This window comes from Streptomyces sindenensis (assembly GCF_014649035.1).
In the GTDB taxonomy this organism is placed as follows: domain Bacteria; phylum Actinomycetota; class Actinomycetes; order Streptomycetales; family Streptomycetaceae; genus Streptomyces; species Streptomyces sindenensis.
Map to the genome: position 1 here is coordinate 1 of NZ_BMSG01000022.1, position 24829 is coordinate 24829.

A 24829-nucleotide genomic window follows, 5' to 3' on the forward strand; every position below is an offset into this window, starting at 1 on the left:
ACCCGATCGAGACTCCCGTTCGACGCCCACCCCTCAAGATCGGAACGACAACAGCTACTCAGATATAGGTGGCCGTTGAGCTGGACGGGAGCGTACGCGTCCACGAGGGTCTGGTAGTCGGTCGGCAGCCGGATGCCGAGTTCTGCGTGGAGGCGGTCCCAGGCGGCGGGGTCCGCGTAGTGGTTCTGGGCCGGGCCGAGCATCGCCATGACTGCGGGCAGGTAGTCGGTCATGACGCTCCTCGCTGCTGTGTCGTTTTCTACAGCAGGATCATCCCAGTTCGGAGATCATGGATCAGGCTGTCAGCCTGCGATAGCAGATCAGGGCCGCGGCGATGCCGGCGAATGCCACGAACACGATGGCAGCCACCACATCTCGGTCCCGGAACGACGTCGCCCTCCGCCTTGCGGTCGCACCGGTGGCACCGGAACCACCCGTTGGAACAACTCGCAAAAAGCGTCTGGCACCAGCCGCTCCGCCATGGCCATCATGACGTTCAGCCTGGTTTCGGGTCAGTTGAGACGCCCCCTAAGCACCCGGACTCCAGGGCTCCATGGGCTCCACGGGCTCGACGTCTCGGGTCAGCCCTCCGGACGGGCGTTCGCCACCCGGTCGAGCCACTCCCTCATCAGTGCCGCCTCGGCGGTGCTCAGCCCAGCCCCGTGCTCCTTTCGCAGCAGGGCACTCAATCGGGCCGCCGCCGTGGGGACTTCGGCTTCCGCCGGGGCGCGCGGCGATTGTTCCTGCGGCAGTTCCGGCGTGAGCACCGTGGCGTGGAGCGCGTCACGCACCCGGTGGGACACCTCGATGTCGTCGAACGTCGCCGGGCGGGACACCAGCATCAGCGCCACGCCCACATTGGCCGACATGATCATCTGGGCGGCCAGCTCGGGCGCCACTCGCATCCGGCCCTGGGCGGCGGCCCGTTCGAGGTCTCCGGTCAGGATCCGGTGGGACTCCAGCGCCGCGGCGGGCGGCGTGCGCATCGCCGGCGAGTTCATCAGGCGGTAGAGATTGCGGTTGTCGAGAGCGAAGGCGACGTGACTGTCCCACCCCTGCCGCAGGTCCTCCACCGCGTCCGTCGTCTCGCCGCGCTCCCTCTTCGTCGCCAGGTACTTCTCGAAGCCGTGGTCGACGACGGCCGACAGCAGTCCCTCCTTGTCGCCGAAGTGGCGGTAGAGGGCCGGTGCGCCCACCTTCGCCGCCTCGCACACGGCGCGCGTGGAGATGTCGCCGTCGGGCGATTCCCTCACCAGGGCGGCGGCCACTTCCAGGATGCGTGTCCGGGTACTCGTGCTCACCGGACGGACGCTATCAAGCGCCACGGCGGCCCTCAGACGATGCCGCCGTTGGCCCGCAGCACCTGCCCGTTGACCCAGCGGGCCGGGCCGGCGAGGAAGGAGACCACCTCGGCTATGTCCTGCGGGGTCCCCAGCCGTTCCAGCGGCGGCTGGGCGGCCATCCGTGCGACCGTCTCCTCGTCCTTGCCGTCCAGGAAGAGAGCGGTGGCGGTCGGCCCCGGCGCCACGGCGTTGACCGTGATGTCCCGGCCGCGCAACTCCCGGGCGAGGATGAGGGTCATGGCCTCGACCGCGCCCTTGGTCGCGGCGTACGCGGAGTAGCCGGGCAGGGACAGCGACAGCACCGAGCTGGAGAAGTTGATGATGGCCCCGCCCGCCCGCAGCCGCCGCGCAGCCTGCTGGTCGACGACGAACGTGCCCCGGATGTTGGTGCGGTGCATCCGGTCGAGCGCGTCGAGTTCGAGCTCGGCCAGCGGGGCGAGCGCCATGACCCCCGCCGCATGCACCACCACGTCGATCCCGCCGAACTTCTCCTCGGCGGCGTCGAAGAGCGCGGCGACGGCCACCTCGTCGGCCACGTCCGCCTGCCGGGCGATCGCCTCCCCGCCCGCGGCGGTGATCGCGGCGACGGCGGCTTCCGCCTCGGTCCGGTTGCCCGCGTAGTTCACGACGACCGCGAAGCCGTCGGCGGCGAGACGTTCGGCGCTCTCGCGGCCGATGCCCCGGGACCCTCCGGTGACCACGGCGACCCGGCGAGGGGCGGAAGTCGAGGCGGACGTGGACTGCGTCATGGACTGTTCGGTCATGGCTTCGCTCCTGGCGACTGGGGTCGCGGCCGTTCCGTGAAACCCGGTGACATCAACGCTAACACCAATACGTTAGCGATGCTACCTCAGGATGGTAGCGTCGCTAATAAGCATCGCTACCCGCCTCCGCACCAGCCCGCACACGGCAGAACCCGCCGGGTACTCCCCGGCGGGTTCTGTCGTACAGGTCCCTAGGTGCGCGAAGTGCGCGCGTCGGTGAGCGCGGGCTCAGCTCATCGCACCCGCGGTGTGCGGTGCCGCCGCGCGCGTGGCAGGCGTCAGGAGCCGTTCCGTGAGATGGCCGAAGACGATGCCGAAGGTGCTCCACAGCGTCGCCTGGACCGCCAGCGTCGAGAGCCGGAACTCCCACAGCAGCGTCGCCGGGACGTCCTTGCCCACCTCGTCGAAGGAGGGCAGGAAGGCGTAGGCCAGACCGATCAGCACGACGAATCCGGCGACGGCCGCGATGCTCGCGTTCCAGTTGCCCAGGCGGGGTGCGAGCCGCTTGCCGATGATGACGGCGGCGACGGCCAGCAGCACACTGAGGGCGACCATCAGGAAGAACAGGGTGGTGCGCCGGCCGATGGTGTCCGGGTTGCCGACGGCGGGCGGGTTCGCCGGGTACTTGAGGAACGGTACGACGTAGACCGTGAGCAGGGCGGCGCCCGCGACCAGCGCCGCGGTGGCCCGGGGGCCGAAGGCGCCGATGCGGCCCAGGGCGTAACAGAACACGAGGGCGGCGATCCCGCCCGCCGCGACTCCGAAGACGAGGACGCCGGTGGCGAGTCCGCCGGTGGCTTGCATGGTGCGGCTGACCAGCTCTTCGCCGCCGCCGTGGTCGTGGCTGTGGGCCTCTTCGAGGGCGATGGCCGCGTCCACCTGGGACTCACCGAGGAAGTAGGCGACGACGAGCGCGAGCCCGCCCGCGACCAGGCCCGCGAGCATGCCGCGCACGAGCAGGGCTCTGACAGATAGGGAGTTCACAAGGGTTTCCTGACTTTTCTGGCTTGCCGCTGTCGGCCGCGCCGCCATTCCCCGGCGGGGCCGTTGTTCCTCAGGTGTCTCAGTGGCAGGGGAAGCCGAGCAGATGGCGGCCGTCGTGAACCCACTCGTGGACGCCTTCGCCCGAGATGAGTGCGGTGGCGCCCTGTTCGGCGCCGACGAAGTACAGCAGGACGAGCATGAGAATGCCGAAGAAGACCGCCCAAGGGGCCAGGGGCTTCGCCGAGATCGGAGTGATCCCGGACGCCTCCGTCGCGGGAACGGCGGACTGAGCCATGGCAGAACCTCCTGTGGGAACACGCGTCCCTGTCGTGGTGCCTCGGACGAAGGTGGCGGGTCTGACTTCCCCGCCCGGAGGCGGGTTCACAGTGGCGCGACCGTGCCGGACTCTCACCGGACTTCCGTCCCACCCTCGTCATGGTCGAGGTGACCATACCGCCTCTCCCCAGGCACCGCCATGGTCCAATGTGCAGCGTCACGGCGGACGGATCCCTTGGGGCGACAGGGCTGCGGGGCCCCTGGTGCGAAGGTGAGAGCAGGGACATGACAGTACGGGTGATGTTGATCTCACCGGCGATGAACGCCGCGCTGCGGGAGGCCCGTTTCGACGGCGACTCCCCTCTGGACCGTTCCGGCCGGGAGCGTGCGCGGGCCGCCGCCGGCGCGGTGCCGGTGGCCGGGCTCGCGCTCAGCGGCCCCTCCGGCCGGTGCCGCGAAACCGCCGGGGCCCTCGGTCTGGGGGCCCGCACCGAACCGGCCCTGGCCGGCTGGGACCTGGCGGGCTGGGCCGGCCGCCGTCTCGACGAGGTGGCCGCCGCCGAACCCGCCGCGGTGGCCGCCTGGCTCGGCGATCCGTCGGCGGCTCCGCACGGCGGCGAGTCGCTGCGCGACCTGGTGGCGAGGACCGGGGCGTGGCTGGACTCCCTCGGCGGACCGGACGCACCCGGCGCGAGCTTCCTGGCGGTGGCCGAGGCCGCGTCCGTCAGGGCGGCGGTCGTCCACGGCCTGCGGCTGCCCGCGGAGGCGTTCTGGCGGCTGGACGTCGCCCCGCTGACGCTGACCGAACTCAGCGGGCGCTCCGGCCGGTGGAACGTGGCGCTCGGACGCCCCCTCACCGCTCCCCCGCTCGGCTGACCTCCGCGGCCCGCCCTTACCCGGCCGACTGGCCGTCACATCCCTTCGCGCTCCCGCCAGTCGGGCCTGACCAGCACCGCTGTGACGACGATGTCGTCCTCGACCCGCCAGCGCCCGTGCAGCGTCGTCGGCAAGGCCGGGTCGGTGAGCAGCAGGCGGGCGGCGAAGGCGCCCTCGGCCGCGACCGGGCCCGGGGACCCCTCGCCACTCCCCGGAGCGTCCGGGCGATGGAACGTCAGATCCGCCTCGACGAAGTCGAGTTCCACACCGGTGACCGGATACCAGGCCTTGAAGACGCTCTCCTTGGCGCTGAACAGGATGCGGTCCCAGTGGATCTCGCCCGTGCCCTCCCGCGCGGGCGGGCCGATCCGCTCGCGTTCGGCGGGCAGGGTGACCAACTCCCTCACGCCGGTGGGGAGCGGGCCGTGCGGCTCGGCGTCGATGCCGAGCGACAGGACGTCCGTCGCACGGGCCAGCGCGGCCGCCCGGTATCCGGCGCAGTGGGTGAGGGTGCCGACGATTCCCTCGGGCCACAGAGGTCTCCCCCGGCGACCGCTGAGTACGGGCACGGGGGGCAGGCCGAGTCCCGCCATGGCGCGCCGGGCGCAGGCGCGGGCCGTCGCGAAGTCGTTCCGGCGTTTGGCCACGCTCTTGGCGACCAGCGCCTCCTCCTCCGGGAAGAGGGTTCCGTCCGGGACGGTCTCCGCGCGGGTGGCCGCCGAGGAGACGTCGGCGGGCAGCAGCAGTTCGATCACGACGCCCCTCCGGTGGTGCGCGGCTGGGCGGACGGTCCGGTACCGGCCCCCTCCGGTGGGGCGGGCTCACCCTCGTACGGGAGGATCTGCCGCAGCAGCCCGCGCGGGTGCCCCCGCTTGCGCCACTCCCTGGGATAGCCGATGGAGACCTCCTCGAAGCGCACCCCGTCGTACCAGGTCGTACGGGGGATGTGGAGGTGGCCGTAGACGACGGCGGTGACGTTGAAGCGGCGGTGCCAGTCGGCGGTCAGTTCGGTGCCGCACCACTGGGCGAACTCCGGGTACCACATCACCGACGTGGGTTCGCGGACGAGCGGCCAGTGTCCGGCGAGGACGAGGGGTATCCGCCGGTCGTGCTCCGCGAGCCGGCGGGCGGTCTCGGCGACGCGGGCGCGGCACCAGTCCTCCCGGGTCGGGTAGGGGTCGGGGTGCAGGAGGTACTCGTCGTTGCAGACGATGCCGCTCTCGTGCGCGACGGCGAGCGACTCCTCCTTCGTGTGCGTTCCCGGGGCGCGGAAGGTGTAGTCGTACAGGAGGAAGAGCGGCGCGATCGCCACCGGTCCGTCGGGGCCCGGCCAGAGCGGGAAGGGGTCTTCCGGAGTCGTCACGCCGAGCTCCCGGCACAGTGCGACGAGGTGGTCGTAGCGGGCCTGGCCGCGCAGTTGGACCGGGTCCTTGGACACGGTCCACAGCTCGTGGTTGCCGGGGGTCCAGATGACGTGTGCGAAGCGTTCCGCGAGGAGCCCGAGCGCCCACCGGATCTCCTCGGGCCGTTCCGCGACGTCGCCCGCGACGATCAGCCAGTCGGCGTCGGACGTCGGGTGGAGGGACTCGACGATCGGCCGGTTGTCGGTCACCGCCGCGTGCAGGTCGCTCACGGCCAGCAGACGGCCCCCGCCCCGCTGTTGGGATCCGGCCCCGGGGGACGGTACGTCGGCGGGGGCACCGTGCGGTGCCGGGGCGCTCGGAGGAGTCATGGGCACGGGCATCCTGATCTGTCGGCAGTCGTCCGGCTCCGTCCGCACGGTGAGGAGCCCCTGGGTACGTAGCCTCTCACGCCCCCTCCCCGGCCTCCCGGGGGTTTTGGGGTGCGGCCGCGTCGGCGGCGGCGCGGGGGCGGTTGCGTCAGTCGTCCTGTGTGCGGCGGGAGTTGAGTTCGTTCACCGCTCCGAGCGCGTCGCCGATCGTGGTGTAGTCGACGGCGATGAAGGTGACCGGGCTGCCGCGCTCCGCCTCGCAGGCCCGGGTTCGTTCCAGGACCCGGTCGCGGGTGTTGACACGTCCGGCGTCCAGGCGGCTGCCGCCGGCGTTCGTGATGAAGTGGTTGAGCAGGAAGAGCTGTTTCCCGGTGCCGCCCCGGTGGGGTGCGCAGGTCATCTCGGAGGGGCTCCGGAAGGCGAACGGGGTCTCCATGCCGTACCGGTAGAAGTTGCGGTACCAGGGGGCCGGGCCGTCGGCCTTCTCGGCGAACACCACCAGCCTGCGGCCGCTGTCGATCATCTCCTCCAGGGTGGGCCACGGGGCGTTCGGGTCCGCGTCGGGGGTGTACAGGAGGTCGTCCAGGCCGGCCGCGTCGAACGCCTCCTCGGTGTCCTCGGGGCTGATGTCGTCCTGGACGATGAGGGTCACGATCTCGGTGGGGTGGGCGCGCAGCCAGTCGCCGATGTCCTCCAGGGCCGGGACCAGCTGGATGGCCCCGGCGCGGCAGACGCCGTGGCAGAGCCACAGGCCCTCGCGGGGTGGATTCGCCTTGTCGATGGCGCCGGTGATCAGGCGCCGCTGCTCGGCGGTGAACTCGGGGGAATCGAGCCGTGCGGCGATGTCCTCGGGGCTCTCCCAGCGGTACGTGTCGAGCTGGAGGGCCCGGACCCCCGTGTTGAGCTGGGTGGTGATGTCGGGGTCCTGGAGGGGGCCGATGAACCGGTCCGCGGTGGTGGACATGGCGTTGTGCGAGGTGAGGTAGGCGGCTTCGTCGTAGCGTAGGTCGCACAGGCGGCTGCTGCCCTGGCACTGGCGGGGTGCGGACGGGCCGAACACGGGTGGAACGACCAGGACGCCGGCCAGTGCGGCACAGGCCACGCCCGCCGCCGCCGTCCGCACTGCCGTCGGGGTCGGCGTCGGCATCCGGTCCGGGCGCACCAGCAGCGCCCAGCCCGCGCCGGTGAGGAGTACGCCGCTGACGAGGCCCGTGAGGGCTGCGCCGAGACCCGTGGCCACCGCCTGGCTCACGGCGTTGCGCTGGAGATCGTCGACGAGGGAGGTGACGCTCGGGGCCCACGAGGCCGGTGTGCCGAAAAGGCGTCCGCCGGTGATCAGCCGAGCGAGAAGCACGACCGCGGCGGTCAGCACACCCGCGCAGGCCAGCGCCTGACCGAGCCGCATCAGTCTGCGGGCCGGGGTGGCGGGGCCGGTGAACCAGAGCGTCACGAGGGCGGCGAGCGCGAGGGTGAGGGCGAGGACCTCAAGGAGCGTCAGGAACCTGATGGTGTCGCGCGCCTGTTCCAGAGCGGTCAGGTCGGCCCCGGCGGCGGTCAGGGTGGCGGTGAGGTCCCACGTACCGTCCTGGAGGATGCCCCGGAGGTCGGCAGCGGCGCTGCGGGAGCCGTCGGAGAGCGCGGCGGCGGCGGTGGCGGCCAGGGCGGTCGCCACGTCCCCCTCGCCCAGCGCCACCTCGATCTCGGGGCGCAGCGCCGTCCGCTGTCGCTCCGGTACGGCCGTGAGGAGGGCGTCGGTGGCGCGGTCGGCCTGGTCCTCGGTGAGCGGCAGCCTGGGCAGTTCGGGGGCCCGGCCCTCCTTGAGGTCGTCGAGCCCCGCGGCCAGGTCGGCGGTGAACCGTTCGAAGTCCGGCCGGTCCCGGCCCTGGACGTCCGCCACCAGGTCGCCGAAGTAGACGCGGGCGAGATCGGCGAGGTTCTCCAGCACCGGGGCCAGGTCGACGGTCAGCCGGAGCTCGTCGCGGTCGCCGCGCAGATAGCCGGTCACCGCGTCGATCTGCTGGTCGGTGAGGGCCCGGACCGTGGCGGGTCCCAGCACGACCTTGATGTTCGAGGTCACCAGCGCCTCGGGCACGGGCAGATGGGCGAGGAGATCGCGGGTGACGGGTGAGATCTCCGGGTCGACGAGCACCTCGCTGTAGAGGCGGTCGTAGGCCGACTCCTCGTCCAGCACCGCCTGGTAGAAGCCGGGCGAGACGACCGTGGAGCGGAGGGTCGCGGTGAGCGCGACCGTGCTCACGCACAGCACGGCCAGCAGGAAGGCGAGCACCGGCACGAGGCGGCCGGACCGGCGCGGGGGCGTGGGGCCCCGCACGGGCCCGAGCGGGTTCGCGATCGGTTCGGCGCTCACCCACCCAGCCTATGCGGAATATCAGCTTTTATGCATGAATGATGAGACCTGAGGAGCTGAGGAGCCCGCCGTGCACTCCGTCCACCTGGCCGTGCTGATGACGAGTCACGACCACCGCGCGCGGACGCTGTCCGCCCTGCGCGCCCTGGAGGAGCAGCGCGCTCTCCCCGCCGGGACGACGCTGGGCGTGCATCTCGTGGACACCGGCAGCTCCGACGGTACGCCGGAGGCGGTGCGGCTGCGTCATCCCGCGGTGGAGGTCATGCCGGTGGGCGCCGACGTCTCCCGCAACCAGGCGCTGCGCATCGCGAGCCGGAACAGCCGCAGTGGCGGCGGGGGCGGCGGCCCGCTCGGCGGCATCCCGGGCGGACCGAGCCACGCGTGGACACATCAGCTGTGGCTCGACGACGGCGTGGAGCTGTTCCGGGACGCCCTCGCGACGTTGTTGCGCACCTCGGACGCGGCCGGTTCCGACGCGGTCGTCGTCGGCGCGGTGCGCAACGCGTACGGGGGCACCGTGTACTCCGGACGACGGGGCCGTTCCCTGACGCTCGTCGAGCCGGGCGCGCACCGGCCGGAGCGCTGCGACACGTACGACGGACGGGTTGTTCTGGTACCGCGTGCCGTGTACGACGTCGTCGGCGACCCCGACAAGGTCTTCCGTCATCGGATGGGCGACTACGACCACGGTCGGCGCGCGCGGCGGGCCGGGGTGGTCGCGCTCGTCGCCCCGGGCCACGCCGGCGCGTGCGTGGAGGGACCGGCGGCTCCCGGCAGCCAGGAGCCGGGCATCGGCGTCCGGGAGGCGCTGCGCCGGGTGACCTCCGTGCGGGAACTGCCGCCGCGCCAGTGGTGGGCGTACTGCCTGCGGCACACCTGGCCGTGGGCTCCGTATCTGATGGTCTCCCCGTACGCGCGCACCGCGGCCCGCGCCACGCTCGGGCGGCTGCGGGGGTGATCGCGGACCGGGCGGTGTCAGCCCCGTTCGGCCGCGGCCGTGGCGGCTTCGGCGGGGCGGCCGTTGGGCGGGGGCGGCACGGTGGGGCGCCCCGCGGCGGTCCTCGCCGTGGCGGCGGGCGCGCCGTTGCCGGGAGCAGAGCCCTTGGCACCGGTCGCGGGGGCCGCGGCAGGGATCGCGGCACCGGGGGTGGACGTCTCGGGGCGTCGGGCGGTGTTCGTACGGGCCTGGTTCGCGCGGGACGTGGCGGTACGGGACGGAGCCGCGCCGGACGGGGTCGTGCGGGAGGAGCCGGTACGGGTCGGTTGCGTGCGGGGCGGGGCGTACGGCGGGATCCTCAGCAGGGCGTACACGGCGGCGGCCGTCCCGGCCAGCGGCAGGAGGAGGAACGCCGGGTGCAGCAGCTTCGCGTACACGAGGGTCCCGGTGGCCACGGGCACCGCCGCCCACAGCGCGGTCAGGACCGCGGCGCCCGGCACGGTGACGCGGACCCGGCGCAGCCGGTGCGCGATGTGGTCGTCCGTGTCGCGCAGCGGGGAACGCGCCGCGCGGCGGCGGGAGATCAGGACCAGGGCGCTGTCGGCGAGGGCCACCGTGGCCAGGGCGGGCAGCGCGGCCCACGCGGCGCGGCCGGACGGGGCGGCCGCCAGGATCAGCGCACCGGAGGCCGCCAGGGCGAATCCGGTGAACTGCGCACCGGCCGCGCCGAGCCGGAGCCGCGCGGGGTGCCAGGTGTGGAGGAGGAAACCGGCCAGGCCCGCGACCAGGGTCGCCGGGAGCAGCGCGAGAGCGGGGTCCCCGCCGGCCAGGGCGCACGCGAGCAGTCCGGCGGCGGTGACCAGTCCGACGGCGGTGAGCAGCCCGTCGGCGTGGTCGAGCAGGGCGAACGCGTTGGTGACGAGGACGATCCAGAGCACGGCCAGGATGCTCCCCGCCGGTGAGAGGCCGGCCAGGCAGACGACGAGGACCGCGGCGGCGACCTGGACGGTGAGGCGCAGGGCGGCCCACAGCGGCTTCAGGTCGTGGACGAGACCGAGGGCCGCCACGAGCCCTGCCCCGGCGAGCAGCCCTGTGACGGAGCCCGCCGCGTCGGCCCCCGCGCCGAGCCACAGGGCCGCGCCGGTCGCCGTGCCGACGCCGAGCACGGCCGTCGCACCGCCGGCCCTGCGCAGCGCCTCGGCCCGTGGCGCACGCCCGCCCGGTTCGTCCGGGACGCGGGGGCGGAGCGCCACGCGGCGGACACTCTTGGCGAGTGCGACCGTGATGAACAGCGCGGCCACACCGGAGGCGATGATCCCCAGCACGTTCACCTGCCCTGCCTTTCCTCGTTCATGACCTGCGGCGCGGGTGCCGGGCGGCCGGCGGAACTGCGGCCGCCCGGTCTCCAACCTACGGGCCAATGCCCGGATTCCCCCTAAATAACACGAAAAGGGCGACGTATTGTTCTGTCGCCCGCTCGCGCGGCGACCCGCGCCGGTCAGTCGACGGACCCCAAGGGGACTCGGCTCGGCAGGGGTTGTGAGGCGATGTGGACAAAGGGGCCGTCAGCCGCCGGGACGACGTGCGGCGTTGCGCTCGGCGGCGGCGTGCCACCAGCGCGGCGGAGAGGGCGCGGTGATCACGGAGGTGGGCTGATCGGGGTGCAGGCCCAGGGCGTGCAGCGCGGCGGCGTCGACCCGGACGGCGTACCGGCCGCGCCAGTGGCCGTCCGCGCCGATGCCGCAGGCGAGATCGCAGCGGATCAGCTCCCCGGCGAAGGGCATCCAGTCGATCCCGCGGTCACGCAGTCAAGCGCGCAGCGCCGCCGGGGGCCGCGGGCAGCCCGGCAGGTTCTCGTACGACACGACGGTCACCCACGCGGTGCCCGGCCTGCTCCTCGCCGTCTCCCTGCTCTCCGTGCGCATGGCGTCGAGCGTAGCCGTCACCCCGCGGCGCGGGTGTCCCGGCCGTCCACGTAGGTCCGGACGATCTCGATGTCCCCGATCCGGGAGGGGTCCACGCGGTGCGGGTCGTCGCCCAGCACCACCAGGTCGGCGCGCATCCCCGGTGCGAGGGCACCCGCCGCGTCCTCCCAGCGGCAGGCGTGGGCGCCGGCGACGGTGTAGGCCCGCAGCGCCTCGTCGACGGTGACGGCCTCGTCCGGGCCGACGAGGCGGCCCGAGGCGGAGGCGCGTTCGACCATGAACTGGATCGCGCGCAGGGGTGCGCCGTCCGCGACGGGGCGGTCAGAACTGCCGACGAGCGCGACGCCGTGGTCCAGGAAGCCCCTCCCGCGGTACATCCAGCCCGCCCGCTCCCGGCCCATCACCGTCGCGTAGTCGTCGCCGAAGCAGCGCAGGAAGTTGGGCTGGATCACCGCGCTCACGCCGAGCGCGGCGAACCGGGGCAGCTGGTCGGGTCGGATCAGCCCGGCGTGTTCGATGCGGTGGCGCGCGTCCGGGCGGGGCCGTAGCTTCTGGGCCCGCTCCAGGGCATCCAGGGCGAGGTCGGCGGCGCGGTCGCCGATGGCGTGAACGGCGAGCTGCCAGCCGGCGAGGTGGCCGTCGACGATGAGGGCGGCGAGGCGTTCCGGGTCGTCCTGGAAGCGGCCGACGTTGTCGCTCGTGCCTTCGTACGGTGAGGTGAGCGCCGCCGTCCGGGCCATCATCCCGCCGTCGGTGTAGATCTTGAGAGCGCCGAGCGACAGCCAGTCGTCGCCGAAGCCGGTGCGCAGGCCGAGATCCAGGGCCTGGGTGAACCCGTCGTCGATGTGCGCCGCGCGGGGGCGCAGGGTGTCGCCGGAGGCCATGAGCTGGACCCGCAGGGGCAGTCGACCGCGGTCACGGAGGAGTTGGTAGGCGCCCAGTTCGACGGGGCTGTGACCGAGGAGTCCGCCACCGATGCCCGCCTCGGCACAGGCGGTGATCCCTTCGTCCAGGCAGGCGCGGGCGGCGAGTTCGATCGCGTCGGCCAGCTCTTGCTGGGAGTACGGGAGCCGCAGCCGGCGGGCGGTGGTCATGGCGCTCTCGGCGAGGAAGCCGTCCTCGTGCGGGGTCCCGTCCGGCAGCAGGTCCAGCACGGCGGTGTTGACGACGCAGGCGTGCCCGGAGTCGTGCATCAGGAAGACCTTGCGACCGTGGCTGACCCGGTCCAGTTCGGCGGCGGCCAGGTGCCGGCCCAGGGCCCGCTGGTCGTATCCGGCCACGTCGACCCAGGCGCCGGGAGGGGCGGGCCGCCGGGCCGCCGCGTCGACGACGGCGAGGATGTCCTCGATCCGTTCGCACGGGGCGACGCTCGGAGTGCCGGCCTTCAACCCGGCCCAGGCCAGGTGGACATGGCTGTCGATGAAGCCGGGCAGCACGGTCGCCCCGCCCAGGTCGACGACCTCGCGGGCGGGCAGGGAGGTCACGGCGTCGTCCACGCCGACGATCCGGCCCCGCCAGATCCCCAGGTCACGGGCGACGGGATGGCGGGGATCCATCGTGAGGACGCGCGCGTTCGTCAGTCTCGTGCAGAGCACGGGCGGTGCCTCCCCGTCGCGTTCGGACCCACGGCCCGCGGCCGGAGAGCGGGCCGGGTCAAGTTAACCCGCTCGCCCCCTCCTGTCGACGTCAGGGGATGTTTCCAGCCGTCTTCCGCTGTCAACATCCCGGTGAAGCATGGGGCGTTGTGTTATTAGGTAAGCCTTGCTTTACTGATGCGCGCCGGTCATCGCTTTCCAAGGAGGCACCTTCATGCGGGTCGTCATGTTCGGATACCAGACCTGGGGCCATCGCACCCTGCAAGCCCTGCTGGACTCCGAGCACGACGTGGTGACCGTGGTGACCCATCCCAGGAGCGAACACGCCTACGAGAAGATCTGGGGCGATTCGGTCGCCGATCTCGCGGAGAAGCACGGCGTCCCCGTGATCATCCGCAACCGGCCGGACGGCGAACTCGTGGACCAGCTCAGGGAAGTGGCCCCGGACATCATCGTGGCCAACAACTGGCGGACGTGGATGCCGCCGGAGATCTTCACCCTGCCGGTCCACGGCACGCTCAACATCCATGACTCGCTGCTGCCCGCCTACGCGGGTTTCTCGCCACTGATCTGGGCGCTCATCAACGGCGAGCCGGAGGTCGGTGTCACGGCCCACATGATGGACGAGGAGCTGGACGCCGGTGACATCGTCGTCCAGCGGGCGGTGCCCGTGGGACCGACGGACACCGCGACCGACCTCTTCCACCGCACGGTCGATCTCATCGCACCGGTCACCGTCGAGGCCCTCGGGCTGATCGCCTCCGGGCAACGGGAGTTCACCCCGCAGGACCGGTCGAAGGCGAGCTTCTTCCACAAGCGCGCCGAGGAGGACATCCGCATCGACTGGAACTGGCCCGCCGAGGACCTGGAGCGCCTGGTCCGCGCCCAGTCGGCCCCGTACCCGGCCGCCTTCACGTACCACCGGGGGCGCCGGATCGAGGTCGTCTCGGCCGTGGTTTCCGAGGGCCGCTACGGCGGCACCCCGGGGCGCGTCTTCTACCGCGAGGGCGACGGCGTCGTGATCGTCGCCGGAGCCGACGCCCGCACCGGCCGCAATCGCGGTCTGGCCATCACCCGCGTACGGACCGAAGACGGCCGCGAGCTGCCCGCGACCGAGTACTTCACCTCGATGGGCGGATATCTCACCAGCCGCCCCTGACGATCGGGACCCACCCCTATGCGTACCGCACGTGCCCGGCACTACCTCATGTGCCGGCCCACCTACTTCGACGTGGTCTACTCCATCAACCCGTGGATGGACCCGGCGAAGCCCGTCGACACTCCGCTGGCCATCGCCCAGTGGGAGCGGCTGCGCGAGGTCTACCTGAGCCTCGGGCACACCGTCGACACGATCGACCCCGTCCCCTCCCTCCCCGACATGGTCTTCGCCGCCAACGGCGCCACGGTCGTCGACGGGCGGGCCCTCGTGGCCCGGTTCCGCGACGCCGAGCGCATCGCCGAGGGCCCCGCCTACCACAACTGGCTGCGCGACAACGGCTTTCCGGCGCCGCGTACGGCCGCCTTCGTCAACGAGGGAGAGGGCGACTACCTCCTGGCGGGCGACTGGCTGCTGGCGGGCACCGGCTTCCGCAGCGACCCCCGCTCGCACGACGAGGCGCAGGAGTACTTCGGGCGCCCGGTGATCGGGCTGACCCTCGTCGACCCCGACTACTACCACCTGGACACCGCCCTGACCGTGCTCGACGAGACGACGGTCGCCTACTACCCGCCGGCCTTCTCCCCCGGCAGCCGGGCGGTCCTGGAGCGGCTGTTCCCGGACGCCCTCCTGGCCACCGCCGCCGACGCCGAGGTGTTCGGGCTGAACGCGACGTCGGACGGATACAACGTGGTCCTGCCGCAGAACGCGACGGAGTTGGCCGGGCAGTTGCGTGAGCGCGGGTTCAACCCGATCGGCGTGGACCTCTCGGAACTCCTCAAGGCGGGCGGCAGCGTGAAGTGCTGCACGCTGGAGCTGCGCCGGGACGCCTGACGCACGAACGGACGGCCTTCCCGCGGAAACTCCGCGGGAAGGCCGTCGGCGCGCCGTCGGCTCGGGCGCACGACCACCGGGCCGAGGACCTTCCCGCCCCGCCCCCTGACGCGAGGTCAGAGCAAGGAATCCGGGCCGCGGGCGCCCCGCCGCTGTGAAGTGGCTCACGATGTCGGGGACTTCAGGGCGGGCTACTCGATCATGACCGGATGGACACTCGATTCCTCGGCATCCCCGAGCTGACCGAAACGCCCTCCGTGGCGGTCGTGGTCGACGTCATGCGCGCCTACACCGTGGCCGCCTGGGCCTTTGCCCGGGGAGCGGAGAGGATCGTCCTCGCCGAGTCGCTGGACGACGCCCTGGCGCTCAAGGCACGTCATCCGGACTGGGTGGCGCTCAAGGACGGCGCGCCCGCGCCCGGCTTCGACGCCGTCAACTCCCCGGGCCTGCTGCGCTCCGCCCACCTGGGCGGACGGACTGTCGTGCAGAAGACCACGGCGGGGACGGTGGGCGCCCTCGCGGTCAAGGAGGCGTCACTGGTGCTGTGCGCCGGCTTCGTGGTGGCGGAGGCCACGGCGGAGCTCCTGCGCCAACGCGGGTGCGAAATGGTCACGTTCGTGGTCACCGGCGAGGACGGGAGCGCCGAGGAGGATCTGGCGTGTGCCCAGTACATCGCGGGGAGGGCCACGGGGAAGGGGACGGACGCGACCGCGTTCGTGCGCCGCGCCGCGAAGTCGCGCGCCGCCGCGGAGCTCGATGAGGGCATCCGCGAAGGAGCCCACCGCGACGACGTCGCCCTCTGCCTCGAAGTCGACCGGTTCCCGTTCGCCATGGTCGCGACCCAGGAGGACTCGCTGATGGTTCTCCGTCCGCACGGCGTACCCGCGTCGGCCGACGCGGGTACGCCGGCCTGATCGTCCGGCGAGGCGGCCCCCGGCCCGCTCCAGGACGGCAGACCGGCAAGCCGCAGGGAACTTGGTGTTGACTATCGTTTTCATATAGCGTTCGAGCTCAACGACGAAAGGTGGTCCCTCATGGCGGTTCCCAAGCGGAAGATGTCCCGCAGCAACACCCGTCACCGGCGCGCCCAGTGGAAGGCCACGACACCTCAGCTCGTCCCCGTGACGATCGAGGGAACCGTCCACCACGTGCCGCAGCGGCTGGTGAAGGCCTACGAGCGCGGGCTCCTGCGTCCGGAGGGCTGACCGGGCCCCCTCGGGCACACCGCGTTCCGCGCATCCGGGACAATGGGGCGTACGGCCGCGGCACACCGCTGCCGGCAGCGCACGCCACCAGGAGTCAGCGTCTTGTCCCAGCGCACCTCGTACGCCGCCCAGCCCGACCTGCAGTCCGACTGCGGGAGCTGCTTCGGGCTGTGCTGCGTGGCGCTGCCCTTCTCGCGCTCCTCGGACTTCCCGGTGGACAAGTCCGCCGGCACTCCCTGCGGAAACCTCCAGGAGGACTTCCGCTGCGGCATCCACCGGCGGCTGCGTGACACGGGGTACAACGGCTGCACGGTGTTCGACTGCTTCGGGGCGGGACAGAAGGTCTCCCAGGTCACCTTCAAGGGCGTCAGCTGGCGCGAGGAGCCGGATTCGGCCCGCGTGATGTATGAGGTCTTCCCCGTCGTGCGGCAGCTCCAGGAGCTTTTGAAGTACGTCGCGCAGGCCCTGGACCTGTCCGCGGCCGCGCGTGTCCACCGCGACCTGCGTCGCGCGTACGAGCGGCTGGACGCCCTCACCCGGGACCCGGCCGAAACCCTGCTCGCCGTCGACGTGGACGCGCTGCGCGGCGAGGTGAACCCGCTGCTCCTGCGGGCCAGCGAGCTGGCCCGGGCGGACGTGCCGGGGCGGAAGAACCACCGGGGCGCCAACCTCATGGGCTCCCGGCTGCGCGGTGCGAAGCTGCGGGGCGCCAGCCTGCGCGGTGCCCTCCTCATCGCGGCCGATCTGTCCGACGCCGACCTTCGCGACGCCGACCTGATCGGCGCGGACATGCGGGACACCAACCTGTGCGGGACGGATCTGCGCGGGGCGCTGTTCCTCACCCAGCCCCAGCTGAACGCCGCGCGGGGCGACGCCCGCACGAAGGTGTCCCAGCCCCTGGAGCGCCCGGCCCACTGGGCGGCCTAGAGTTTCCCTGCGCCGCTTGCCCGGCGGCGCCCTGCCGCTGGCTGCCGGCTGCCGGTGACCGCCGTCTCAGCGCGGCGGGGACGTCCCCATGGAGCGCGGCGGCCCCAGACGCAGACGGGCGAAGATCTCCGGACGGGCGATGCCCGGCATGACGAGCGCCCACATGGCGCTGACCTGCTGGTGCAGGGCGTCCCGCTCGGCCAGGGCGAGGGACAGCATCTGTACGCCGCTGTAGCAGCCGACGAGGGTGCGCGCGGTCTCCACGGGCTCGACGTGGTCCTGGAGTTCCTCGGCCTCGCGCGCGGATTCGAGGGCGGCGGTGACAGCGCCCAGCGAACCCGCGTAGCTCTCCGCGGTCTGGTACGGGCCCGGCTCGATCGAGAGGCGCACGGCGGCCCGCAGGACGGGGTCTTCCAGGAGGCCGGCGGTGTAGTGGTGGCTGATGTCCACCAGGGCCTGGAGCCAGATCTCGGGGGCCGGGCCCGCCGCCATCTGCTCGGAGACCTGCTGGAAGTACGTGTGCTGACGGGCCAGGATCTCGTCGCCGAGATCCTCCTTCGACGCGAAGTGGTGGTAGAAGCCACTGCGGGAGACATTGGCCAGCCGGAGGATCGCCGGGGTCGAGGCACCGGCGTAGCCGTCCCGGTCGATCACGATTCCGGCGGCCTGGACGATCCGCTGAAACGTCTGCTCCCCGCGATCCTGCGTCATGGCCAGCCACACCTTCCTCAGCCGCGTCCGACGTTACCCGGGGTCCCGGCGGTGCGCTCCCGGGACACGGCCGTATGCTCTCGGACCGGTCGCCGCCGAGCAGGTCGTCGCCGGGCGCGTACCCGCGCCGGGCCAGATGCCCGGCGCCGACGGCGTACGACGCCCGGTGGGGGGCGAGGCCGGCCGGGCGGAGGGTGAGGGGCTCGCCGCGCACGGTCGGGGCGGCGGTGGCCGCACCTCGATGGCGGCGGACATCTCGACGAAGGCCCGGTCGCCCCCGATGCGCGCGCCGGGCGGGAAGAGGCGGTGGACACGGGCGTCGCCCCGGTCGCGTCCTCGGCGTTGTGGCAGGACCATCTGGGTGACGACGTCGATGTCCGTCACGGGTTGCTCCTCGCTGAGCGCTGCTCGGGACCGGACCTCTTCCGGAAGGCGGGGGCGTGCCGGGTTCCCTCGGCCACGCGACGCTCGGCGAGTTCCCGCGAACGGCAGCCCGATCTTCGGCAGCCCGAGCCGCTGTCCGGTTCGCGCGAAACCCTCGGCCACCGGGGGGCGGGAGCTCACGGCACTGCCCCATCGGGGGCGGCCGTCGAACATCACGGGGGTGGCTGTGGACGGGAGTCCGGCGTACCGGCGGAGTGACGCGTCGGCGATGTGATCGACGGCCGCTACCGGGTCTCCCTGGTGCACGGGCGCGGCGGGACAGGAGGGGAGCCTCCACTTCTGGGACCTGCACAGAGCCCGGGCGCCGATGACGCTGGAGGCCGGGCGCGGACAGGCGGACACAGACGGAGCCAGCGACGGCCGGCGCCTCGTCGCCCGCCGGGGGACGCCGCGGATTCCGTCCGGTGGCGGTCCCGGACAGCGGCCAGGGCATGCTGACGCTGCGGGAGCACGCCGAGCGGCTGACCTCGGTGTGCCTGAGCGCCGACCAGCGGACCGTGCTCTCCGACGAGCGGACCATCCGGCTCTGGGACACGGCGAGCGGGCAGTGCCCACGGGTGTCGGACGAGCGGCCGGGCCGGGCGAACGCGGTCCGGCTCGGCGCGGACGGCCGGTTCGCGCTGTCCGGCCACAGCGGCTCCCCCGTCCGCCTGCGGGACGTCGGGAGTGGACGCCGCGTGCGCGTCCTCGACGGTCACCGTACGGGCGTGGTCGGCGTCGCCCGGACACCCGACGGCCGGAAAGAGGCGGCGGTGAGCGGCGCGGCGGCCCGGTCCTCCCCCGTCGGGTTCCAGGCGGCCGCGCACAGCGATTCGGACACGGCGGCCGAGTAGCGGGCGGCTGCCAGCCAGTACGCGGCGAAGCCGTCGGTGTCGGCGGGGAGCAGACGGCCGAAGTGGTCGCGGTCGCGCTGGGCGGCCGAGGCGCACAGGGCGGTGAGCAGTGCGGCGGCCGTGGGGAGACCGCCGCGGCGGATTCGGCGGGTCTCCCCGGTGATGTCGCCCAGCATGCCGAGGGCGGCGCGGCCCGCCGGAACCGTCTGCTCCACCCGGCGCTCCAGGAGGTACAGGGGCGATGATGCGCCGGGTCCCGCGGGCTGCGGCGCGGCGACGTGCGCCGGGGCGGCCGGGTCCGGGAGGTCGGCGCGGCGCAGCCGATCGAGGCCGAGGTCGATCGTGCCCTCGCCGGTCGGGTGCGAGCACGCGAGGAGCGTGAGCCGGGGGTGGTCTGCGGGGATCAGCCGGCCGATGATCCTCAGCCGGGTCCCCGGCGCCGCGGCCAGCAGGGACAGGTTGTCGCGGTGGGCCAGCGCGGGGTCGTCGTCGGCGGCGGTGAGCCGGACGGGCACGCCTCCCTCGCACAGCGCGAGCAGGCAGGTGCCGCCCGGTTCCCGTACGGCGCCGAGAAGTTCGATGTCCAGGAAGAGCAGGTCGCTGCCGCTGCCGTCCGGGTCCGCGTAGCGGGAGGTGGACCGCAGGGCGCGGGCGGCCTGCTCGGCCGGTGGTGTCTCCCACAGAGCGGCGAGGGGTGGCTCAGTCCACGCGGCACCCCGGGCGGTGACGGCCTTGACGCTCTTCCCAGCACCGAGTCTGCCGTCCGGCGAGACCGTCGCGCCCGAGACCGCCAGACCGGCCCGGCCCAGCTCCCGGTGGGTGAGCGCGCTGTCGCCCAGGCGCACGGCCCGGTCGGCCACGCCGAGGGCGCGCCCCGCCCCGCCGGGCGCCACGTCTCCGACCGTGAAGAGACGGCCGTCGGCTGCGGCGACCCAGGTGCGGACGCCGCCGTGCCCCGAGTCGGTGACCACGGGTTCGGTGAACAGGCCGTACAGGCGGAGCGAGCCGTCCGGGCTGTACGGGCGGCGCACCCGGCCTCGGACCGCGGCCAGCTCCGCCCCGGACGCCGTCGCCACGCGACGGGCGGTGCCGAGGAGTTCGGCCAGGACCGTGACGAGCTCGGCGGTGCGGTACGACGGATCTCCGGCGCGGGCGGCGCGCAGCAGCGTGACGACGGAGAGCGCGGCGCCCGCGGCACGGGGCAGGTGCCGGAGCCGGGCGGTGTGCGCGGCGCGCAGGAGGGCCGACTGGGCGACGGCCCCGGCCCCGTCGACCCCGGCTTCCAGCACGGCGGCGCCCGCCGCCCACAGGGCGTCGGCGGCGGCACGCTGGTCCGGGGTCGCGGTCTCCGGCGGGGTGGTGTCGGGGGCGTGGGCGGGGGTGGACTCGGCGTCGGGGGTGCGGCCGGGTGCGAGGCCCGGGCCGGGGGCCGGGCCCGTCGTTGAGGTCCGGTGCGTGGCCGGGGGCGGGTCTGTGGCCAGGGCCGTGGCCGGGGTCGTAGTCGGGTCCGTGACCAGGGTCGTGGCCGTGGCCGGAGTCGTGGCCGCGATCGACGCCGGATCCGTGACCGGATTCGTGGCCGGGCCGGGGGCTTTCGGGGCGGGCTCTCCGGCGGGCTCCGGCGCCAGGTCGGCCGTGGGAGCGGCGCAGGCGGCGGCCGCGCGGTGGACGCAGGCCGGGGCGAGGAGGCAGCCGCAGGTGATGTCCTCCACCTTCGCCACCACGCCGCCCGGAGCGTGCAGGCGCAGCTCGGTCTCCTCGTCGACCTCGATCGTCGTGGTGTCTGCGTCGCGGTGTGCCGGGCGGGCGGCGAGCTTGGTGACCGCGGCGTCGAGCCGCTTGCGCAGCCGGGGCGAGAGGCCCTCCACGAGCGTGGCCGTGACCTCGGGTGCGACGGGCGGCAACCGATCGGCGTTCATGCGGTCTTCTCTCCTATCCAGCGGGCCAGTTCCAGCGGGCTGAGGGCCGCCACGGGCATGCCGGCGGCCACGAGCTGCCCGGCGACGCCCGTCGAATAGCGAGGGCGGCCGGCGTCGTCGAGACTCGCGCACCCGAGGACATGGCAACCGGTGTTCACCAACGCCCGCACCTCGGCCAGCAGTCCGGCGAGCGGCGCCCCCTCCTCGAAGTCGCTGATGACGACGACGAGGGTGCGCGAGGGCACCTCGATCAGGCCGCGGGCGTGCCGGAGCCCGGCGGCGATGTGCGTTCCGCCGCCCACGCTCACTTCCAGCAGGAGCGAGAGCGGATCACGCACATGGCCGGTGAGGTCGACGACCTCCGTGGAGAACGCCAGGAAGTGGGTGCTCAGGGTCGGCACCCCGGCGAGCACGGAGGCGGTCAGCGCGGACCAGATCGTGGAGGCCTCCATGGATCCGGAGACGTCGGTGACCAGGATCAGACGCCAGTCGGCCGATCTGCGGGCGCGGCTGCGGAAGACGGGCTTCTCGGGGATCACCTGGACCGTGCCGTCGGCCGTCCGGCGTGCGGTGGCCAGATTGGCATGCAGGGTGCGCGGCAGGTCGAGCCGGCCGCCGGGGCGGCGGGTGGGCCGGGCCGTCGTCGTACCGGTCAGCGCGGGTCGCAGCCGGGTGGCGAGCTGCCGGGTCAGTTCGTCGACCAGGTGGCGCACGAGCGGGCGGAGGGCCGCGAGGCGGGCTTCGGGAAGGCCGCCTGCGTACTGCAGGATCGTCCGGAGCAGTTCCACGGAGGGGGTCGCCGCCGCCGGGTCGAGTTCGGCCAGGACGTCCTGGCGGCCCGTCACGGCCGCGGCGGCGAGGACCTCTTCGCGGACGCCGGGGCCGAACAGCGCGGCCAGCTCCTCCGACCATTCGCGGACGCCGGGGAACGACGGCTCCCGGCCGCCGCCCGCTCCGGAGCCGCCACGACCGGGGAGGCCGCCCCGGGAACCCTCGCCGTGTCCCGCGCCGTAGAGCTCGTCCAGCGCGGTCGCCAGACGGGCGGCACCGGGCGGCAGTCGGTCGGCGCTCCGGCCGAGCACGAGCCGCCAGCGGTCGGCGGGCGCGAGGGTGCGGGAGAGAGCCTGCGCGGGGGCAGCTTCGGCGAGGGGCGCGGACCCGGGTGCGGTGGGGTGGCCGGACGGCGGTGGGAGCCGGTCGTCGTCGTGGGCGGGCGCCGTGACCGGAAGGCCGAGTGCCGTCAGCAGCTCGCGGGCCGCGAGGTCGGCGGCCGTACGGCGGGCCAGTTCGGCCGGATCATCGGCGTCGAGGTCGTCCACCCGTTCGCCCAGCCGCTCCTCGACGGTGCCCAGCAGCCGTTCCCGGGCGGCCGGGCTCAGGGTGTCGAAACCACCGCGCAGGGCCGGCAGGCGGGCCAGGAACGCGGAGTCGTCCAGCTCGACGACCCGCTCCAGCAAGGGGTCCAGGGCTCCGACACCGACGGTCAGGAGCGGGCCCGCGACCGTCAGGACGCCGGAGAGGCGGGCGGTGAGCGTGGCCCGGGAGGCGCTGTCCACGGCTCCGTCCACCCAGGAGGCGACGCGCTCCCCGAAGGCCTCGGCCTCGTCGTGGCCGGTGAGCACCCTGACCGCTCCGGCGGCCGCGGCGATCAGCGGGGCGCCGTCGGCGGCCAGCCGGGCCAGGGCGTCGGTGAGCCGGATACCGCCCAGCCGGTCGGCCCGCTGGGCCAGTTCGAGCAGTGCGCGGGCGTCCTCCGGCTTCTCGGAGCCGGTGAGGCCCTCGACCTGGCGCACCGCGGCAGCGGTCAGCAGCTCCACCGCGTGCGCGATGCGGGCGGCCCTCGCGGTAGGAGCGGTGCCCGGGGCCGCAGCGCTTTCGGCGCTTTGGGGCAGGTCCCCGGAGCCGTCGGGCCGGCTGCCGGGGCCGTCGGGCCGGGTGTCAGGACCGTCGGGCCGGGTGCCGGGGCCGTCGGGCCGGGTGCCGGGGCCGTCGGGCTCGGTCAGGCCCGGCAGGTGGCCTGCGTCGATGCGGTCCAGCAGGTCGAGCCCGGCGAGGAGTTCGGGAAGGGTGCCGCTCGCGGGGAGCACGGCCGCGAGTTCGGTCAGCCGTTCGTCGGCCGGGGCGGGCAGTCCGCACGCGGCGGCCGCCGCGAGGCCGCGCACGACCTGGGCGGCCGTCGGACCGCCCTCCGCGCGCTCGGCCGCGTGGCGCTGCCGCAGCACGCCCTCGGCCGCCTGGGCCGGGGTGACGCCACGGGCACCGGCCGCGGTGAGCATCGCGGCCGTCGCCGGGGTCCACCGCACCTGCCAGCGCGTCGTCAGCCCTTCGCCGCCCGCCGCGCCGGTGACCTCCTGCTCCTGCCCGTAGGGGATACCGCACACGGTCAGCCTGCGCAGCAGCAGTTCGCGGCGGCTGTCCAGTGCCGAGCGTGCCGGGTCGAGCCGGAGGTCGCGCGGTGCCTTCTCGTGTGCGTCCCCCGGGCCGGGGAGCCCCAGCGCCGCGGTCTCGGCCTCGACGGCCGGGCTCAGTCCGCTGCGCGGAGCGGCGGGTGCGGGCCGCCCGGTGCGCGCTCCGACGAGGACGCGTTCGAGGGCCTGGGCGACGGCACGGCCCGTGCCGTAGGTCTCGCCGCGCCCCAGCACGGTCTGCACGGCTTCCAGGAGTTCGCCGCGGCCCGGCGCGGGCAGATCGCGCAACCGGGCCAGGTCACCGGCGACCCGGACGATCTCCCGGCCGTCCGCCGGGCCGTAGGGGTGGCCCTGTTCGCGCAGGGCGGCGCAGAGGCGTACGGCGGTGCGGACCAGCGCCTCGTGGATCACCTCCGGGTCCCCGGCGGCCTCCAGGACGGTGTGCTGCCACTCCGGGTCCCGGATACCGGCCGGGTAGCCGGAGCGGGAGTCGAGCAGGGGGTACGTGTACGGGATCAGGGAGACCGTGCACGTACCGGTCCCGGGAGCGGCGTCGGCGCGCTTGCCCGCGCCCGGCTCCGGCACGGCGGCCGGGTCGGGTGCTTCCTGTTCCCGCGCGGTGGCCGGAGCCGGGTCGGGTGCTTCCTGTTCCCGCGCGGTGGCCGGAGCCGGGGCTGCCGGCTCCGGCTGTCCGGCGCTCCCGGCGGGCCCGGCCGCCCCCGCAGCTGACGGCAGCAGCGCCGGGGTGTGGAAGGCGCCCACCACCACGGCGGGCCGCCGTCCGTTCGCGAGGGCCTCGGCGACGTGCCCGCGCATGCACGCCTCGCGGACCAGGTCCGTGCGCTGCACCCCGCCCCGCGCCTCGGCCTCGTAACGCAGGGCCCAGCCGGTGAGCAGGGCGGCACGGCGCAGCGCCTCGGGGGTCGAGCCGGGCGCCCGGGCCTCCACCAGCCGGTCCCACAGGTCGTCGCCGTCCCGGCCGGTGAGCCGGGACCGGAGTGCGGTGGACAGCCCGAGTCCCTCGCCCGGCACGGGTGCGGAGGCGGCGCCCGGAGCCGGGGCGGGGGTGACGCCGCCCTCCGCCCACGCCCGGTCGGCCAGGGGCAGATCGCAGGCCACGGCCGGGATGCCGTTCTGCGCCGCCCAGCGCAGCGCGACCAGTTCGGGCGAGAAGTCCGCGAACGGGTAGAAGGCCGGGCCCCGTTCACCTCCCGGTCCGGCTCCGGGGCCGTCGGGCACGGCGGCCAGCGCCACCGGGGCCTCGGTCTCCTCGTGGGCGAGCCAGCCCAGCCAGGGCTGGAACTCGGCGGGCAGTTCGACGAGGAGGAGGTCGGGGGCCGCCGCGTCCAGCAGCGCGGGCAGGGCCGCCGCCAGCGAGGGCGCGTGGTGGCGCACCCCGATCAGGAACGGCTCCCCGGGACCGGACGCCGCGAGGGCCGCCACCGCGGCCTCCGCGGTGGCGGGTCCGCCCGCCGAACCCCGCACCGGGGTGGCGGCGGGAGCGCCGGCGGCCGACGGCGCCTCGGCGGCGTCGGCCTCCGCCGTCGTCCCCGCTCCCGTCCCGGCACCGGCCTTGTTCGTTTCGTTCATCG

20 protein-coding genes, 3 pseudogenes and 1 riboswitch are annotated in these 24829 nt (G+C 74.0%); of the genes and pseudogenes, 8 read left to right on the forward strand and 15 right to left on the reverse strand.

The window, feature by feature from the left end:
• From IE145_RS22345 to IE145_RS22365, 6 genes and pseudogenes are all read right to left on the reverse strand, one after another.
• Window positions 1-233, reverse strand: a pseudogene (locus IE145_RS22345) (hypothetical protein); the annotation flags it as partial.
• A 103-nt stretch (window positions 234-336) separates the two neighbouring features.
• Window positions 337-491 (reverse strand): annotated as a pseudogene (locus IE145_RS33985) (IS5/IS1182 family transposase); the annotation flags it as partial.
• A 90-nt stretch (window positions 492-581) separates the two neighbouring features.
• On the reverse strand, window positions 582-1301 hold the full coding sequence (locus IE145_RS22350) for a TetR/AcrR family transcriptional regulator (protein WP_229825739.1): 720 nt from the start codon (window positions 1299-1301) through the stop codon (window positions 582-584).
• A 32-nt stretch (window positions 1302-1333) separates the two neighbouring features.
• A complete protein-coding gene (locus IE145_RS22355) occupies window positions 1334-2107 on the reverse strand; it encodes an SDR family oxidoreductase (RefSeq protein WP_189527231.1) in 774 nt (257 codons plus the stop codon).
• 228 nt (window positions 2108-2335) lie between these two features.
• Complete coding sequence (locus IE145_RS22360; protein WP_189527232.1) at window positions 2336-3091, reverse strand: CbtA family protein; 756 nt, start codon at window positions 3089-3091, stop codon at window positions 2336-2338.
• A 79-nt stretch (window positions 3092-3170) separates the two neighbouring features.
• A complete protein-coding gene (locus IE145_RS22365) occupies window positions 3171-3386 on the reverse strand; it encodes a CbtB domain-containing protein (protein WP_189527233.1) in 216 nt (71 codons plus the stop codon).
• A 45-nt stretch (window positions 3387-3431) separates the two neighbouring features.
• Window positions 3432-3526: riboswitch (adenosylcobalamin (AdoCbl) riboswitch) on the reverse strand.
• A 126-nt stretch (window positions 3527-3652) separates the two neighbouring features.
• On the opposite strand from IE145_RS22365, the gene IE145_RS22370 reads away from it, so the two are divergent.
• Window positions 3653-4243: a histidine phosphatase family protein gene (locus IE145_RS22370; RefSeq protein ID WP_189527234.1), complete on the forward strand. Its 591-nt coding sequence runs from the start codon at window positions 3653-3655 to the stop codon at window positions 4241-4243.
• A 35-nt stretch (window positions 4244-4278) separates the two neighbouring features.
• On the opposite strand, the gene IE145_RS22375 is transcribed toward IE145_RS22370, so the two are convergent.
• From IE145_RS22375 to IE145_RS22385, 3 genes are all read right to left on the reverse strand, one after another.
• Window positions 4279-4998, reverse strand: coding sequence for a 4'-phosphopantetheinyl transferase family protein (locus IE145_RS22375; RefSeq protein ID WP_189527235.1), 720 nt, complete (start codon window positions 4996-4998; stop codon window positions 4279-4281).
• A complete protein-coding gene (locus IE145_RS22380; RefSeq protein ID WP_189527236.1) occupies window positions 4995-5975 on the reverse strand; it encodes a metallophosphoesterase family protein in 981 nt (326 codons plus the stop codon). The genes IE145_RS22375 and IE145_RS22380 overlap by 4 nt, the downstream gene beginning before the upstream one ends.
• Window positions 5976-6123: 148 nt before the next feature.
• Window positions 6124-8343 (reverse strand): PI-PLC domain-containing protein, encoded by a 2220-nt coding sequence (locus tag IE145_RS22385; protein ID WP_189527237.1) that lies wholly within the window; start codon window positions 8341-8343, stop codon window positions 6124-6126.
• A 70-nt stretch (window positions 8344-8413) separates the two neighbouring features.
• Here IE145_RS22385 and IE145_RS22390 point away from each other — a divergent pair, with 70 nt between their 5' ends.
• The gene (locus tag IE145_RS22390) at window positions 8414-9301 is read left to right on the forward strand and encodes a glycosyltransferase family 2 protein (protein WP_189527238.1); all 888 of its coding nucleotides are present in this window, start codon (window positions 8414-8416) and stop codon (window positions 9299-9301) included.
• Window positions 9302-9318: 17 nt separating this feature from the next.
• Here IE145_RS22390 and IE145_RS22395 read toward each other — a convergent pair whose 3' ends face one another.
• The 3 genes from IE145_RS22395 to IE145_RS22405 all read right to left on the reverse strand — a co-directional run bounded on the left by IE145_RS22395 (window position 9319) and on the right by IE145_RS22405 (window position 12800).
• Window positions 9319-10611, reverse strand: a complete 1293-nt coding sequence (locus tag IE145_RS22395) for an MraY family glycosyltransferase (RefSeq protein WP_189527239.1) — start codon at window positions 10609-10611, stop codon at window positions 9319-9321.
• Between the two features lie 234 nt (window positions 10612-10845).
• Window positions 10846-11064 (reverse strand): hypothetical protein, encoded by a 219-nt coding sequence (locus IE145_RS22400; protein ID WP_189527240.1) that lies wholly within the window; start codon window positions 11062-11064, stop codon window positions 10846-10848.
• Window positions 11065-11222: 158 nt separating this feature from the next.
• Window positions 11223-12800, reverse strand: a complete 1578-nt coding sequence (locus tag IE145_RS22405) for an amidohydrolase (protein WP_189527241.1) — start codon at window positions 12798-12800, stop codon at window positions 11223-11225.
• Window positions 12801-13014: 214 nt separating this feature from the next.
• Here IE145_RS22405 and IE145_RS22410 point away from each other — a divergent pair, with 214 nt between their 5' ends.
• The 5 genes from IE145_RS22410 (at window position 13015) to IE145_RS22430 (ending at window position 16922) form a co-directional block, all read left to right on the forward strand.
• A complete protein-coding gene (locus IE145_RS22410) occupies window positions 13015-13959 on the forward strand; it encodes a methionyl-tRNA formyltransferase (RefSeq protein ID WP_189527242.1) in 945 nt (314 codons plus the stop codon).
• 18 nt (window positions 13960-13977) lie between these two features.
• Complete coding sequence (gene ddaH / locus IE145_RS22415; protein WP_189527243.1) at window positions 13978-14790, forward strand: dimethylargininase; 813 nt, start codon at window positions 13978-13980, stop codon at window positions 14788-14790.
• 209 nt (window positions 14791-14999) lie between these two features.
• On the forward strand, window positions 15000-15704 hold the full coding sequence (locus IE145_RS22420; RefSeq protein WP_189527244.1) for a 2-phosphosulfolactate phosphatase: 705 nt from the start codon (window positions 15000-15002) through the stop codon (window positions 15702-15704).
• Between the two features lie 120 nt (window positions 15705-15824).
• Window positions 15825-15995, forward strand: a complete 171-nt coding sequence (gene rpmF / locus IE145_RS22425) for a 50S ribosomal protein L32 (RefSeq protein ID WP_189527245.1) — start codon at window positions 15825-15827, stop codon at window positions 15993-15995.
• Window positions 15996-16097: 102 nt separating this feature from the next.
• Window positions 16098-16922: a pentapeptide repeat-containing protein gene (locus IE145_RS22430; protein WP_189527246.1), complete on the forward strand. Its 825-nt coding sequence runs from the start codon at window positions 16098-16100 to the stop codon at window positions 16920-16922.
• Between the two features lie 66 nt (window positions 16923-16988).
• On the opposite strand, the gene IE145_RS22435 is transcribed toward IE145_RS22430, so the two are convergent.
• Window positions 16989-17633: a ScbR family autoregulator-binding transcription factor gene (locus IE145_RS22435; protein ID WP_189527247.1), complete on the reverse strand. Its 645-nt coding sequence runs from the start codon at window positions 17631-17633 to the stop codon at window positions 16989-16991.
• Window positions 17634-18508: 875 nt separating this feature from the next.
• On the opposite strand from IE145_RS22435, the pseudogene IE145_RS33460 reads away from it, so the two are divergent.
• Window positions 18509-18565: pseudogene (locus IE145_RS33460) on the forward strand (hypothetical protein); the annotation flags it as partial.
• Between the two features lie 206 nt (window positions 18566-18771).
• On the opposite strand, the gene IE145_RS22445 reads toward IE145_RS33460, so the two are convergent.
• Window positions 18772-20829 (reverse strand): hypothetical protein, encoded by a 2058-nt coding sequence (locus tag IE145_RS22445; protein WP_189527248.1) that lies wholly within the window; start codon window positions 20827-20829, stop codon window positions 18772-18774.
• Complete coding sequence (locus tag IE145_RS22450) at window positions 20826-24827, reverse strand: vWA domain-containing protein (RefSeq protein ID WP_229825741.1); 4002 nt, start codon at window positions 24825-24827, stop codon at window positions 20826-20828. The genes IE145_RS22445 and IE145_RS22450 overlap by 4 nt, the downstream gene beginning before the upstream one ends.
• Window positions 24828-24829: the final 2 nt, after the last annotated feature.

What these genes read in the sequence shown, in the direction of transcription:
- IE145_RS22355 (WP_189527231.1), bottom strand. Translation starts at nt 2,107, where the DNA reads ATGACCGAACAGTCCATGACGCAGTCCACGTCCGCCTCGACTTCCGCC.
- IE145_RS22365 (WP_189527233.1), bottom strand. Translation starts at nt 3,386, where the DNA reads ATGGCTCAGTCCGCCGTTCCCGCGACGGAGGCGTCCGGGATCACTCCG.
- IE145_RS22370 (WP_189527234.1), top strand. Translation starts at nt 3,653, where the DNA reads ATGACAGTACGGGTGATGTTGATCTCACCGGCGATGAACGCCGCGCTG.
- IE145_RS22380 (WP_189527236.1), bottom strand. Translation starts at nt 5,975, where the DNA reads ATGACTCCTCCGAGCGCCCCGGCACCGCACGGTGCCCCCGCCGACGTA.
- IE145_RS22400 (WP_189527240.1), bottom strand. Translation starts at nt 11,064, where the DNA reads ATGCCCTTCGCCGGGGAGCTGATCCGCTGCGATCTCGCCTGCGGCATC.
- IE145_RS22410 (WP_189527242.1), top strand. Translation starts at nt 13,015, where the DNA reads ATGCGGGTCGTCATGTTCGGATACCAGACCTGGGGCCATCGCACCCTG.
- ddaH (WP_189527243.1), top strand. Translation starts at nt 13,978, where the DNA reads ATGCGTACCGCACGTGCCCGGCACTACCTCATGTGCCGGCCCACCTAC.
- IE145_RS22420 (WP_189527244.1), top strand. Translation starts at nt 15,000, where the DNA reads ATGGACACTCGATTCCTCGGCATCCCCGAGCTGACCGAAACGCCCTCC.
- rpmF (WP_189527245.1), top strand. Translation starts at nt 15,825, where the DNA reads ATGGCGGTTCCCAAGCGGAAGATGTCCCGCAGCAACACCCGTCACCGG.
- IE145_RS22435 (WP_189527247.1), bottom strand. Translation starts at nt 17,633, where the DNA reads ATGACGCAGGATCGCGGGGAGCAGACGTTTCAGCGGATCGTCCAGGCC.
- IE145_RS22445 (WP_189527248.1), bottom strand. Translation starts at nt 20,829, where the DNA reads ATGAACGCCGATCGGTTGCCGCCCGTCGCACCCGAGGTCACGGCCACG.
- IE145_RS22450 (WP_229825741.1), bottom strand. Translation starts at nt 24,827, where the DNA reads ATGAACGAAACGAACAAGGCCGGTGCCGGGACGGGAGCGGGGACGACG.